This is a genomic window from Sodalis sp. RH24, from assembly GCF_047324145.1.
In the GTDB taxonomy this organism is placed as follows: domain Bacteria; phylum Pseudomonadota; class Gammaproteobacteria; order Enterobacterales; family Enterobacteriaceae; genus Acerihabitans.
The window spans coordinates 1,734,822-1,748,112 of the sequence record NZ_CP178729.1 but is presented as its reverse complement, the minus strand read 5'-3'; the positions used below and the strand labels follow the sequence as shown (position 1 = coordinate 1,748,112).

The 13,291-nt window shown below is 49.1% G+C and carries 16 protein-coding genes and 1 pseudogene; 8 read left to right on the top strand and 9 right to left on the bottom strand.

Annotation, left to right across the window (positions count from 1 at the left end):
• The first annotated feature begins 28 nt into the window (after positions 1-28).
• The 4 genes and pseudogenes from ACL2XG_RS08015 (at position 29) to ACL2XG_RS08000 (ending at position 2,059) form a co-directional block, all read left to right on the top strand.
• The gene (locus ACL2XG_RS08015) at positions 29-343 is read left to right on the top strand and encodes a baseplate J/gp47 family protein (protein WP_413722415.1); all 315 of its coding nucleotides are present in this window, start codon (positions 29-31) and stop codon (positions 341-343) included.
• On the top strand, positions 340-936 hold the full coding sequence (locus ACL2XG_RS08010) for a YmfQ family protein (RefSeq protein WP_413722416.1): 597 nt from the start codon (positions 340-342) through the stop codon (positions 934-936). Before ACL2XG_RS08015 ends, ACL2XG_RS08010 begins: the two co-directional genes overlap by 4 nt.
• A 49-nt stretch (positions 937-985) precedes the next feature.
• Positions 986-1,192, top strand: a pseudogene (locus ACL2XG_RS08005) (hypothetical protein); the annotation flags it as partial.
• A gap of 651 nt (positions 1,193-1,843) precedes the next feature.
• Positions 1,844-2,059, top strand: a complete 216-nt coding sequence (locus ACL2XG_RS08000; protein ID WP_413722417.1) for a hypothetical protein — start codon at positions 1,844-1,846, stop codon at positions 2,057-2,059.
• A gap of 28 nt (positions 2,060-2,087) precedes the next feature.
• Here the strand turns inward: ACL2XG_RS08000 and ACL2XG_RS07995 are convergent, their stop codons facing one another.
• The 7 genes from ACL2XG_RS07995 to ACL2XG_RS07965 all read right to left on the bottom strand — a co-directional run bounded on the left by ACL2XG_RS07995 (position 2,088) and on the right by ACL2XG_RS07965 (position 6,525).
• On the bottom strand, positions 2,088-3,155 hold the full coding sequence (locus ACL2XG_RS07995) for an acyltransferase family protein (RefSeq protein ID WP_413722418.1): 1,068 nt from the start codon (positions 3,153-3,155) through the stop codon (positions 2,088-2,090).
• A 622-nt stretch (positions 3,156-3,777) separates the two neighbouring features.
• Complete coding sequence (locus ACL2XG_RS07990; RefSeq protein WP_162364622.1) at positions 3,778-4,062, bottom strand: HigA family addiction module antitoxin; 285 nt, start codon at positions 4,060-4,062, stop codon at positions 3,778-3,780.
• On the bottom strand, positions 4,062-4,340 hold the full coding sequence (locus ACL2XG_RS07985; RefSeq protein WP_413722419.1) for a type II toxin-antitoxin system RelE/ParE family toxin: 279 nt from the start codon (positions 4,338-4,340) through the stop codon (positions 4,062-4,064). The genes ACL2XG_RS07990 and ACL2XG_RS07985 overlap by 1 nt, the downstream gene beginning before the upstream one ends.
• A 496-nt stretch (positions 4,341-4,836) precedes the next feature.
• The gene (locus ACL2XG_RS07980; protein ID WP_410015795.1) at positions 4,837-5,250 is read right to left on the bottom strand and encodes a DUF2442 domain-containing protein; all 414 of its coding nucleotides are present in this window, start codon (positions 5,248-5,250) and stop codon (positions 4,837-4,839) included.
• Positions 5,240-5,443 carry a DUF4160 domain-containing protein gene (locus ACL2XG_RS07975; protein WP_410015794.1) on the bottom strand — a complete coding sequence of 68 codons (204 nt, stop codon included), beginning with the start codon at positions 5,441-5,443 and terminating at the stop codon, positions 5,240-5,242. The genes ACL2XG_RS07980 and ACL2XG_RS07975 overlap by 11 nt, the downstream gene beginning before the upstream one ends.
• Positions 5,444-5,989: 546 nt before the next feature.
• Positions 5,990-6,205, bottom strand: a complete 216-nt coding sequence (locus ACL2XG_RS07970; protein WP_413723595.1) for a HigA family addiction module antitoxin — start codon at positions 6,203-6,205, stop codon at positions 5,990-5,992.
• Positions 6,202-6,525, bottom strand: a complete 324-nt coding sequence (locus ACL2XG_RS07965) for an I78 family peptidase inhibitor (protein WP_410015785.1) — start codon at positions 6,523-6,525, stop codon at positions 6,202-6,204. The genes ACL2XG_RS07970 and ACL2XG_RS07965 overlap by 4 nt, the downstream gene beginning before the upstream one ends.
• 188 nt (positions 6,526-6,713) lie before the next feature.
• Between ACL2XG_RS07965 and ACL2XG_RS07960 the strand changes: the two genes are divergently transcribed.
• Together ACL2XG_RS07960 and ACL2XG_RS07955 are read left to right on the top strand one after the other, a co-directional pair.
• A complete protein-coding gene (locus ACL2XG_RS07960; protein WP_410016583.1) occupies positions 6,714-6,920 on the top strand; it encodes a YgdI/YgdR family lipoprotein in 207 nt (68 codons plus the stop codon).
• Between the two features lie 1,542 nt (positions 6,921-8,462).
• Positions 8,463-8,615, top strand: coding sequence for a hypothetical protein (locus ACL2XG_RS07955; RefSeq protein ID WP_410015784.1), 153 nt, complete (start codon positions 8,463-8,465; stop codon positions 8,613-8,615).
• A 575-nt stretch (positions 8,616-9,190) separates the two neighbouring features.
• Here ACL2XG_RS07955 and ACL2XG_RS07950 read toward each other — a convergent pair.
• Both ACL2XG_RS07950 and ACL2XG_RS07945 read right to left on the bottom strand, forming a co-directional pair.
• Positions 9,191-9,931: a carbonic anhydrase gene (locus tag ACL2XG_RS07950; RefSeq protein ID WP_410015783.1), complete on the bottom strand. Its 741-nt coding sequence runs from the start codon at positions 9,929-9,931 to the stop codon at positions 9,191-9,193.
• 663 nt (positions 9,932-10,594) lie between these two features.
• Positions 10,595-11,761: a L,D-transpeptidase family protein gene (locus tag ACL2XG_RS07945; protein WP_410015782.1), complete on the bottom strand. Its 1,167-nt coding sequence runs from the start codon at positions 11,759-11,761 to the stop codon at positions 10,595-10,597.
• Between the two features lie 232 nt (positions 11,762-11,993).
• Here ACL2XG_RS07945 and ACL2XG_RS07940 point away from each other — a divergent pair, with 232 nt between their 5' ends.
• Positions 11,994-12,320: a hypothetical protein gene (locus ACL2XG_RS07940; protein WP_410015781.1), complete on the top strand. Its 327-nt coding sequence runs from the start codon at positions 11,994-11,996 to the stop codon at positions 12,318-12,320.
• Positions 12,321-12,590: 270 nt separating this feature from the next.
• Positions 12,591-13,286 (top strand): phosphohydrolase, encoded by a 696-nt coding sequence (locus ACL2XG_RS07935; protein ID WP_413722421.1) that lies wholly within the window; start codon positions 12,591-12,593, stop codon positions 13,284-13,286.
• Positions 13,287-13,291 lie beyond the last annotated feature (5 nt).

The window sequence follows — 13,291 nt, the reverse complement described above, 5'->3', positions numbered from 1 at the left end:
GGTTAAGGCCGATGGCGACCAAGGGCGAGTGGCCGATCATATTTTTCCGTTACAGCCGACCACGGCGCTGGTGTATGTGTGTTCGCCGATCAAAACGCCGGTGGATTTCACTATCGGCGGGCTGTCGGGCGCATCAAGCGATACCACGACCGCGATAAGCACGGCGATCGATAATGTGTTTTTCGAGTATGGCGCGCCGGGGGGCACCATCTATTTATCGGACCTTCTGGCGGCGATCGGTGACGTGACCGGCACCAAGGGGTTTATCCTCACCGCACCGACCGACAATATCACTATGGACACCGGCGGGTTGCCGGTATTGGGCAAGGTCACTTACTTATGAGCCAGTTTTCAGCCGATGATTATACGGCGGCGTTGCAGGGACTGCTGCCGCCAGGGCAAGCATGGCCGCGTGAAAACGGCACGGTACAAAACGCGGTGCTTCGCGCGCTGGGGAATAGCTATCAACGCAGCGACGATGCCGCCATGGCGCTGCTGGCCGGCGCCTTCCCGCGCACCGCCACGATATTGCTCAAGGAATGGGAAAACACCCTGGGGTTGCCGGATGACTGCGCCATAGGTGAAACCGACAGCATGGTGCTGCGCCAAAAAGCAGTCGTCGCGAAACTGTTTAGTTCCGGCGGCCAGTCGAACGCTTATTTTATTAGCGTTGCCGCAGCGCTGGGCTACTCCATTACCATCACGCAATATCGCCAGGCGCGGGCCGGCATGTCGCGCTGCGGTGATGCGTTAAACGGAGAAAACTGGCCTTTCGTCTGGCTGGTGACCGCACCGCTTACCACCGTCATTTATGCTCAGGCGGGATTAAGCTATTGCGGCGACCCGCTTCGGTCGTGGGGAAACAAACGGCTTGAATGTCGGTTATCAGCCCTGGCTCCATCCCATACCATCGTTAAATTCGGTTACGCCAACTAACCCTCTTAATTATCCTTTTTAAACCGCTTTATCTAGCGAGAGATCTGCTATGCAAAAAATAGGCAATATTACTAACACCGCTGATATCAACGGAGAATGGACCAATGGCAACGTTGCCGGTGGCGTTTCTCCTACTATTTTGGATGCGGCCTGGCTTAATACCATACAGCGTGAGCTGGCAAATGTTGTACAGGGGGGAGGGTTGGCTCTCGATCCTACCAACGACGCTCAATTACTGGCGGCACTGCGATCGATTGTTAATGGGCGCCTGCAAAAGTTTACCAGCAGCGGAACGTTTACGGTACCACAGGGGGTTTATACCATTTACCTTTCTGGATGTGCGGCTGGTGGAGGCGGTGGCGGCGGCGCCGGCCGTGCTTCTGCTTCCTATGCAGCATCAGGCGGTGGGGGCGGTGGTGCCGGCCAATGCGTGGTGAAATATTCTATTCCAGTGCTGCCCGGTGATGTTATCAGCATTACGATCGGATCGGCTGGTTCCTCTGGTGCTGCCGGTTCTGGTGGCGCGGCGTCCGCCGGAGGAAATGGCGGTAATTCTTCGTTTGGTGCGTTACTTACCTTGGCCGGAGGTAAGGGGGGTGGCGCAGGGCAATATTCAGCAAGTATCGCTAATGGAGGAATCGGCGGAGACGGTTACCCACAAGGCGGCAACTCGGTTTCGTGTTCTGCAACGACATACGGAATTGCCGGTCAAGGGGGAAGTACGCAATATGGCGGAGGGGGGGCTGGCGGTGCCAGCGCAGGAGCGAGTACCAGCGCGGGTAAAAGTGGTTATGGATATGGTTGTGGCGGCGGTGGCGGCGGTGCAAACAATATAGATACACCGACTTCATCCGGTAAACCCGGTGGCGAAGGCATGCCTGGTATAATCATTGTGGAGTGGTAAGCGATGTCAGTAGAAAATTATGCACAGATTAAAAGTGGTAGCAACTTGATTATCAATATCATCGTGGCGGAAACATCATTTACTTTGTCGGGTTTTTCGTTAGTGAAAATTAAAGAGGGCATTTTCTGTCAACCTGCGATGTATTATAATGAGTCAGATGGCGGGTTTTATGATGATGATAAATTCACGACAATTAACGGTAAGCTGGTAAATGCGTAAATGATTAGCCCCCAATTGGGGGCTTAATTTACGGTCTTATTTTATCTCTTATTTTAGAAATTGGCCTGTCTATCAGTAATATCGATATGTATCCAAATAGCAAAGAAAAGGAGTATCCAATAAAAAATATATACCAACCTCTTGTGTTTTCGGGTTCGCCAAGAATACTCCAAGCAACAAGGCCGAAGAAAAACTGACATAAAAATATGGGATATGACATGTCACCAAAAAACTTGCCGGAATTCTTAAAACGATCAGGAAGCTTAGTTGCATGTAAGGAAATAACTGCAAATAAAGCAATGACATTATTGAAGTAATAATAGAACGACGCTAAGGTTTTCCCTTCGAGCCATCCGATAAGCCAGTTTATAAGAAAAGCAGCAATAAATATTAATAAATAAGCAATTTGATGTCTAAATTCTTTACCTATGTTTGGTCTTATTTTTTCGATAAAAGCTGAAATAAAATACCCTAAGGAACCAATGCTAAAGGGTAACATAGCAGCAAGAAAAGGGGAGTAAGTAGCGATAGTACTTTCATTATGATGAAGTGAATACCAATGATACATAGAACTCACTATTATTATTAAACAGGCTCTTTTAGGTCCTTTTGCCACAAATAGCCAAAGGAAAAAATAACACACAATCTCTACGGCAACCGACCAAGAGGAAGTTACGGCTCTAAACATATAACCGTTAAAGTTTAAAAATTCTGGAGTTGTAAATGTTTGGAATGGAGATATAATAATATCATCTGAAACAAAGGCCCACGGTATCATAAAAATATTACTGATGATTTCTTTAAATGAAAAATGAAGCCCATACGAAGGATGAAAGGTGGTAGGGTTATTCGCGAAATAAATAATAACAATGCTGGTGATAGACGCAAACCAGTATGTAGGAAATAAACGAAGGAATCTATTTAACGCAAATGGAGCAAATTCAAATTTATAGGTTCTATTAAGAATTAACGTGATTAAATAGCCACTAATGACATAAAAACAGTTTACGGCATACAAACCCAGATCTGGAAATTTTGCACTTAAGTGAAATAGGATGACGGAACTCGCGAGAAAAAATCTGATTATCCCTAACATTATGTCAGGACTCCACTAATGATCATGCTAATTATTTAGTTATACTACCACTAGCATCTCATTGCTGCCATACGTTATCTAAGTCTTCTTTAATGGATTACATTTAATAAACTATATAGTAACAGGCTGGTAACTATCTTAATGTACGCCCGGTAATGAAGTGTTCACTAATTAATCAAATTAAATTTCATTTCACCAAAATAGGGTATTTATGCGCCTAAGATAATGCGCACGGTGTGGTTAACCCCTTGATTTGAATTGATCGTTAAAACCGGCATGTTAGGAAAAAATGCATTAACTCCTTGTTTACTCACTTAAAGATGCAGAATTTAAAATCCCTTGGCTTTATGGCTGTACGGGTTCAAGTCCCGTCCCGGGTACCACACCAGAATTCGTAATAAAAACAAAGTAGTATGAACAAGTTGATACCGCCGATAGGCGGTTTTTTTATGGCTGTGGTTTGACTGTCGTAATAGCATTTCAAAATAAAAATACTAAAGCTCCTCTCTTTTTCCCAATGATCTGCGACCTGCAATAATAGCTGTCGAGTTGATAAATAAGCGCGGTTTAACCGGGCTACTCAAGCATCTTTACCCCAAGCTATGGGCGAGTAGCGCAGTCATCAGGCTGCAACCAACCGGTGTAGCTGTGAGGTATCAACTTCTTTCTGGGCTACCCAAAGGCTGTAATTGTCTTGGAGATTGAGCCAGAATTTCGCCGAACTGCCAAGTACCGCTGAAAGTTTCAGGGCCATTTCTGGAGAAACCGCAGAATGACCGCTCACCAGCCGTTGTGCGGTGGAAGGGGCGACATGCAGTGCGCGGGATAACTCACGAATGCCGATATTAAGATCGTCCAGGGTTTCTGCAATGATTTCACCTGGGTGCGGCGGATTAAACATAGTCATCAGTGATAATCCTCATAATTAATGACATAGGCGTTGCCATCCATAAATTCAAATGTAATGCGCCAGTTGCCCGTAACGGTTATAGACCATTGGCCTTTCCTGTCCCCAGTAAGCGCGTGAAGGCAATATCCCGGCCGGTCAATATCTTTGATATCTTCCGCCGCATCGATAACCGCTAGACGTAGGCGGAGTTTACCAGACTGCTGCGCGTTGATACCTGCGGTTGACCCTTTCTCAAAAAACAGGCGCAATCCTTTGTGCAAAAAGCTTTTAATCATGAAGTGGCTCTGGGTGTTGCGTACTAAGGAACAATATAACACTGTTCCTCAGCACGCAACACTTTTTTGATTGTATGCTAGCGGGGGAGTGGCGGGAATGAGTATCTTCATTCAAATAGTGACTACACAATCCGCATCAGCCCAAATTAACCCGCCATCATGATTTGCAACCGGCTGATTATACGTAACTCTATGATTTCAATATCATACTGAGGGTTTTTAAATCCCTCGGCTTTATGGCTGTACGGGTTCAAATCCCGTCCCGGGTACCACGCCTGAATTCGTAATAAAAACAAAGTAGTATGAACAAATTGATACCGCGGATAGGCGGTTTTTTTATGCCTGGGATTTGCCGCCAAAACCAGAATATGACTACATCCTGACAATGCTGATTTATTGTGACGATGATATCGCCTGAAATATTAGATGAATACACTGATTTTGCAAAGATTGAACGCCACGGAGGCCATGCGGTGACGCCATGATCCGCTGGTATTCAAGCCACGTTTACTTTTTTTGGCCGACCGCCAAGCTTGCCATTCGCCTTTGAGGCAGCGCGTTTCTTCTCGGAGGTCGCGGAACCTCCTTTGCGGCCAAGTTCGCGTGCCATCCATTTGCTGGTTCCTGTATAGCCATCCATTATCGCCGGGATAAACACATCGGCGTCAATAGCCGGGAAGTAAAGTCCGTTCCCCAGAGGCGTAATCTCTATGTCTGTCAGTTCCGCAGCGCTAGCAGTGCTTAATCCCTGAACAATCGCCGGCGGTATGGCCAATTCGATACCAGATACTAATGTTACGATGACGCGTTGCGATTTGGCATCATAGCGGGCCGCAATGGCACGTAACGGGCTATTCATCGTTTCCTGGCCGCGCTGCACGGCTGCATCGATTTGTGTTTTAGTTGCCATGGATTTGCTCCCATGCTGACTGTAGTTGTGGCAGTTGTTTAAGAAGCTCCTTCTCGATCTCCGCGAGTTCCTTAGGTTTTACGCCAATCATTTCTCTCAGCTCAATGTTGTCTTTTAGCAAAACAAAAACAACCTGGCCATTGGTTCCTATAACATGTACATGCGGAGGTAAATGATCCATGGTGTAAATCATCACCCGCCATCCTTTAAACCTGAAAATTGTTGGCATGGGCAACCTAAACCTAAAGGTTTGGGTTATTTTAGATGGCATTTTGTAAGAATGCAATATGCGGGATGCGCTAGTGAGAATGGCAGTTTAGCGCTGAATAATGACTACCGCCGCCGCAATCACCCAGATAAACCCATATGATGGTTTATAAGGTGCTGTATTTATTCAACGCCTTGATTTATATAAAGCTATGAAGGTTTTTAAAATCCATCGGCTTTATGGCTGTACGGGTTCAAGTCCCGTCCCGGGTACTACCCGGAATTCGTAATAAAAACAAAGTAGAAAAGCAGGTTGATACCGCCGATAGGCGGTTTTTTATGCCTGGGGTTTGGCTTTCATAATATCATTTCAAAATAAAAATACTAAGGCTACTCACTTTGTCCCAATGATCTGCGACCTGCAAAAATAGCTGTCGAGTTGATAAATAAGCGCGGTTTAACCGGGTTACTCATGCATCTTTACTCGCGAGACACACAAGTGCAGGGAAGCTATGGGAGAGTACCGCAGTCATCAGGCTGCAACCAACCGGTGTAGCTGTGAGATATCAACTTCTTTCTGGGCTACCCAAAGGCTGTAATTGATTTGGAGATTGAGCCAAAACTTCGCCGAGCTGCCAAGCACCGCCGAAAGTTTCAGGGTCATTTCCGGCGATACCGCGGAATGTCCGCTGTCCAACCGTTGCGCGGTGGCGGGGCGGCATGCAGTGCCCGCGAGAACTGATATCAAGAGCAATGGACGCTGGTGATGATGCCTTCCTTGTTGGACATAAAGTTCAGCCGTTTCGGATCAAAGTCCATAGTGACGGCTTGGCCGGGCTTGATAAGGCGCATGGGCATTGAAAAACGCATACCGTCCAGGACGCTTTCGGGTTTGCCGATCAGGTTCCTGAAATTGTTAGCCATGCAGGTGTCATCAGCGGTAAGCGGTTTGACCGCGCTTTGCGTGGCGGCTGATTTTTCTGCACCGCTGCAGGCGGCAAGCGAAAAGGCGGTAAGCAACGCGGCAAAAATTGTGGTGTGCATGCAAAGTCCGGTACGCCGTTTCATGTTTAATCACTCCTTATTGGTTTTTTTCATCGTGGCGCAAGTTTGCAAGCCCGCGTGCGGCACGATGATGCTATTTTCGGTTAATCAGTGCCATGATTAGCACCAGGGCGGGCATCAATACTGCGTCAGGTTTTCTATGCTAACTCAATAATTAAACAAATAAAGAAGCGTATTATGTATAAGGCTTTATTTATTTTATTCAGCATGGTGCTCGCAACCATGCTGGGGGCAGTTCAAGTAGCTACGCACGCAGCACTAACGACGGGCATATGATGGTAACCGAGTGTAAACCCGACATTGATAATGATACGGGCATGATCCGTTATACCGATGCCCATGGTAATGAACAGCAGAGCAATAAAAATGATGTTAAGCAGATGCTGAAGATTAATTGACCCTCCAGCCCCGGGGGAGTAGCGGACATGGACGCCGTCCCGTGGGCGCGGATGTTGTCAGAGGATAAGTGGCCGTCGTCTCCAGTATTGCCCGCACACCGCCGGACATCGTGTCCTTCTGACGGCGGTGGATACATTCTCCCGCCGCCGGCTCGATGTGCAGGCTGCGGCAGCCGCCGTCATCTCAGCCTACCGCCAGGGCGATAAGAACACATAGCGTGAATAAGCCGAGCAAAAACATATGCCAATCGAATTTGACTTGCATAGTCGTTACCTCCCTTCGCGTCAGTCGCTTTATCATGGCTGATTAACGCGCTACGTGCTGTGACTTATTTACCAGAATCAAGGCGGCGTCATGGCAGGCTATAACCAGGGGTGCGCCGTCGGCATGCCGTCAGCGGGTCGGGAGAGGCGACCTGGAGGCTAAAGCAGGACAGAGTGCTGTTTTAACTCGGGCCAGCGGATGGCGCTTCGGGCGATGCGATTGCCGGACGACGGTGAAAATGGGTGTTATTTGCCGCCGCTATTTCAGCCTGATGGTCATATCCCATGACATGTCGGCTACCTTTATCCTTTTCCAGCTGTATAACAATGTCGTCCAGAAGGTGATGCGGCGATGCCGTACTGAGGTTTTAAGGCAAAACGTATGGCTGATAAAATACCCATGCTTGCTTAAGATCCGGCTCAGGCTTTTAACCCGCCTTTCGTTAAGCAAATGCGTACAAAAACTGACCTGCGTGTAATTGTTGGTATGCAAATAATCTAATGTCCTGATAAATGATCTTATCAGCCTTATGGCGTGCTTCGGATCGGTCGGGATAGACGACGGCTTCATATGCAGAGTGACATGATTGGTCCGTTTGTCGATAAACTCATAGGATTCAAAGTGACCAGTCATGGATTCTATTCTGTAAATCAAAAAGATGATGACTGTTAGACCGATTCCTGACCCAATAAGCACAAACGCCGCATATGCCATCTTGATGACCTTGAGTGAATGAATTCTCTGTTATATCGGCACCGTATTGTGAAGATTGAAAACATACATAAAAAAATAGCAAGAAACCGGATCATATCGCCAATGCATGGCAATGGTTCGGTGGATCCATCACGCCCGAACGGATGCTACCCCGCGCGAGCCTTCCCCTGCAGCTGCCGCTTCCCTCGGAATACAGCGCAAACAGGATCATGCCTTACATAATAATGACGGGCACGCTTGATCATGGTTAATGCTAAGGATTACATTGATTGGTAAAGACGTTGTGGCCATGAGGACAAACGTCGGTATCCGCAGGAATGATTCTGAACAAGGAGCCCGCAGCCCCACTACAGCCCGTTAACAGTAGCAGGCTTAATGCAATGGGGAGGATGAGTAATTTCATCGTAAATCCTGGCAAGTGGCAATGATCAAATCATAGCACTTATACCGAACAGATTGCGGGTCGTTTGTCAGTGTCACCTTATCCGGTGCGCAAAGGCCGGGCAAGGCGGGTATTGCTTTCAACGCTACGGCCGCACGATTTGTCCTGAGAGAATGCAATCGTGACGATATATCAACAAAACACCCCAGAGGCTGAAAAGGGACGGCATAATAGATCACTAAAAATTCTTTTTATTAACAAACTACCAAAACATTTTAAACAAGATGCCGCCAAAGATAATACCGCCAAGTACAAACAGCCAGCAGATGCGTAATAATACGTCATCGGTTTTTTGGGTTATGTCCATCATTTTTCCTTAGCTCAATTGTGATATCTGTCACTATTTTATGAGTAACTTTTGCTAAAAATAGTGACGTGCATCACATATACTTAATTTGTCATACAATTCTTGAGGAGAGTTATCCCGTTTGAAGCTGCTGAATCCTGTGCTTGGGTTTCGGGGCGGACAGGATGACCCAGCAACAGCCGGTGACAGGATAAAAAAAACGGGCATAAATGCCCGTACGCCAAAGGAATCAGTAGGAAACCAAAATAAAACAAAGGAATGCGGTAAGACAATCGCATAAAATGATTAAATATTTATTAAACATAATTAAATTGACTATATTTTAATGATTATTGAATAAAAGTAGCGCCGGGATGGCAACCAGACCGTCAATAGAAACATGAGAATAATATTAACGATGTATATGCTCTTGCAATTAGCGTATTAATTATGAGTAATTGTAATTAGGGGCCGCTTACGCGCTGATGAATGAGCGTATTCTTTTACCGCGCGAATAACGAAAAATGCTAACAGCCCGGCGCTGGCTGGGCTGTAGCGACAGGTTAGGCGAAAAACTCTACCTTTCCGCCGTTCAGGTGATACATGGAACCAATGATTTTTATAGTGCCCTCGGACTCAAGTTTATGAAGAATATCGCTTTTCCTGATTTCCTCAATAGTGAGTTTTACGTTGGTCGCCGCTACCGCATCGACAAATTCATCATTACTGCTCACCCTCTCCTTGGTATATTCTGTTTTATCAATGGCTGGTTTGATTTTATCCAGCAGACCCGTCAGGTTACCCAACTCAACATTATCGATAGCCCCTTTCACCGCGCCGCAGGCAGTATGCCCCATGACCACAATAACTTTGGCCCCGGCCGCAGCACAGGCAAACTCGAGGCTGCCGAGAATATCGGCATTGGAAATATTGCCCGCGATCCTACTGTTAAACGCTTCTCCAATGCCCGTATCCAGGATGATTTCCGCTGGCGCGCGGGAGTCGATACAGCTGAGAATCACCGCCGACGGATACTGTCCAGCCGCGCTGGCGCGTTTTTGCGCCAGGTAGTCATGTTGATGCGCTTTCCCCGTTTGAAAGCGGATATTGCCTTGCTTGAGACCCTCGATGATTTGATCCGGGGTCATCTTATCGCGCTCTGCTTTACTCAATGCGGCTGCATAGGATAGTGAGGGCAAGCCCATGCCTACAACGCCCGCTATCCCTAAAACGGAAAGACCCGCGGCGCGTTTTAATACGGTGCGCCGAGCTGGTTCGGCTGAATGCGGTATATCGGTTTGCATTATAAACTCCTGTAGCCAGGATAATCCCAACGGCTGAGTGAAGTGAAATGAAAGTGGTTTTACCCGGGCAGGGTGACACTGCGTTTTGAATACGGACGCAAATGAACCTTACCGAATAAGTTATTATCATAACGTCATAACCGCATTTATTTCATGAAGATTTCATTTTTAAACAACGCATTGTGTTGTTTTTTTATTAATTGGAATGTATGTCACGAATATTGTCTATATAAGGTAATTTATTTAAATGCTACATTTATATTATTGTTGGATTTTATTTTCTAATGTTTAATTTTTTTTATTCTGAATTTCAATGAATGAAATCAATATATTTATACCCTAAGTAATAATAACGTTCACCTTTAGCCATTGGTAAAGGATGCTATCGGCGAGCCGCCGTGCCGATACAGGCATGAAGGGGCAATTCACCGCGGGGTTGTGCGCCGGCGTGGCTATGGGCCGCGCGCCTGGCTTGCGGTTAATCTCTCTCCCACTAATCCATAAATTAAATTTACCGGCAATGTTCACCCGCAGTGATGACATCGCGATTATCCAGCGCAGGTTTTATTAACATCGGCAAAGCGACGTGGTTAACGAGGGGTTTTCGGGGGGCAAGCAAAAGCGCGCAACCCGGCGTCCATGCCAGGGTTGCCGCGGGGCGGTTTAGTTAATCGTACCGGTCTGCTGGGTTTGGCCTGCTGGCGCGGTCGTGGCCGCAGAGGCTGAGTCGGGCGCGACGGCCTGGGTGTTGGTGTCAGGCGCGGTGATGGGCGCCGGCGCCGCCTCCGGGGCTGGCGTCGTGGCGCCGGACGCCGATGCGCCGGAGCCTTGGGCGGAATCCGGTGCCGCCGCCGGGGTATTTTCCGCCGGTGCGGCAACTGGCATCACCACCGGCGGGGTGGCTGTGGCGGCAGATACGTTTACCGGGATGCCGGCGCGATTTTGCAGGGCGGCATTAACCAAATCCTGATTGACGACCTGGTCGACCAGCACTTTGCTCACGCTTACCGGCAGGGTAATGGGCACCGGCTCGTTAGAATTGAACTGCTCTTCTGTGGAAGACAGGGGATTATGCACTTCGAGATAACGGGTGCCGTCAGGTTCAACGGTCGCTTTAACCGGTTCGTCGATAAATTGCACCCGGGTGCCGACCGGGACATGATCGAAGAGATATTTGATATCGTCGGCACGCAAACGTACGCAGCCGTGGCTCACGCGCAGGCCGATGCCGAAATTGGCATTGGTGCCGTGGATGGCATACAGGCGGCCGACATAAAGCGCATACAAACCCATCGGATTATCCGGGCCGGCCGGGAAGACTTCGGGCAACGTTTCGCCGCGCGCCGCGTATTCCGCATGCATCGCCTTGGTCGGCGTCCAGGTTGGGCCATTTTTCTTGCGCTGTACGCTGGTCACCCAGTTAACCGGCGTATCTTTGCCCAGTTCGCCGATGCCGATGGGCAATACAACTACCGTATTGGTGCCTTTGGGGTAGTAATAAAGACGCATTTCCGCGCTGTTTACCACGATGCCCTCATGCGGCGTATCGGGCAAAATCAATTGATGGGGAATAATCAGCTTGCTGCCCGGCAACGGCAGGAAGGGGTCGACTCCCGGATTGGCCTCGATCATATTGCTCAGGCCCATCTGGAACTGCGCGGCAAAATGCTCCAGCGGTAACTTGCTGTCCTGGGGGATGGCTATTTCCAGATTTTCCCCTACCAGGCGGCTGGTGCCGGCCGGAAGAGGGTATACCACGGCAAAGGCTGAGTGACTGAAGGCAGCCATTGCCAGAATTACCGTAAAGATTGCACGCATATTCATTTTCATAGTTAGTCAGATGTTATCGCCACACTGGCAGTAATTGGAAAGTTTATTCCGGCTCGCGGATGACCGGATGGGCATTATATGTTCACAACGGCCAAAGAGGGAAATAATATGTGTAACCTTGGGTACAGCAGTCTGCTGGCGGCAAGCGGCGCGGCGCTGGGACATGGCCCCGCGCGCCTTGGATATTGTTATTTTCTTACAGCGGGTTACAGAGAAAATAAGAGCATTATCCATGAGCCAACATGTGGTGATCATGCTGCACGGCATGGGAAGTCAAGGCGACGGTATGGCGCCGTTGGGCGGCATCTGGCGGCCAAATCTGCCGGAAACGGCGTTTGCGGCGCCGGACGCGCCTTTTTCTTTTGAACAGGGACCGGGCCGCCAATGGTTCAGCATTACCGGCGTCACGGAACAAAATCGCCCGGAACGGGTAGCGGCGGCCAGGCCCGCATTCGATGCCACCCTGAGCCGGCTGATGACGGAACATGGCCTGGCGGGACGGGCGGACTGGGCGTGGACGTCACCTCCCATATTCCGCCCGGGCTGGGCCATAGCCTGAACGCGGACAGCGTGGCGATGGCGGGACGTTTTATCGCCCGGATACTGGCGGTTGGGCAATGACATCCGGTTATTGCGCGCCGGCGCTCCTTCAGTTTAATGCTTGAAGCGCGGCGCCGGATGTGGCTTATTACTATTAACCCCCCGATTAAACAGGATGTGGGTCGACGGCTCAGGGCCTCCCGGCAGCGGGCGGGCCTGGAGCGGGAAATCATCGGGAGAGGCATCAGCACGGGATATAATAAGCTTCTAATAGCTGGCAGGAGGAAATATGGCACTGCACGAATGGGAACGCCGGTTTAAAGAGTATTTGGAGAAACACTTTCCGCAAGACGATAAAGCGCACGATCTCGCTCATTTCAGCCGCGTATGGCATACCGCCCAGAAGATAATGCATCTCTCGGCCGCCGATGAATTAACCGTTCTAACGGCGTGTTATTTTCATGATGTGGTCAACCTGCCGAAAAACCATCCGGATCGTCATCTGGCGTCCAGGCGAGCCGCCCGGGAAACAATAAGGATCCTGGCTCAGCATTTTCCGGATTTTCCGGCCGGCGCTTATCCGGGCGTAGCCCATGCCATCGAGGCCCATAGCTTCAGCGCGGGCATCACGCCCGAGACCCTGGAGGCGAAAATCGTCCAGGACGCCGACCGGCTTGAATCGTTGGGCGCCATCGGCCTGGCGCGGGTATTTCATGTGGCGGGGCAATTGGGCCGCGGCCTGTTCCATGCGGAGGACCCGCTGGCCCTGCATCGCCCGCTTGACGATACCAGTTATACCTTTGATCATTTCCAAACCAAATTGCTGACCCTGGCCGATAGCATGCAAACGGAGATGGGGCGCAGAATGGCGGCCTACAACATTGATTATCTGGTCACGTTTATGAGTAAGCTGTGCGCGGAGCTGAAAGGGGAGTACTACCAGTTGGATGAAGAGACCCTGGCGCGTTTTCGTGTGCGGTCATAGCCCCC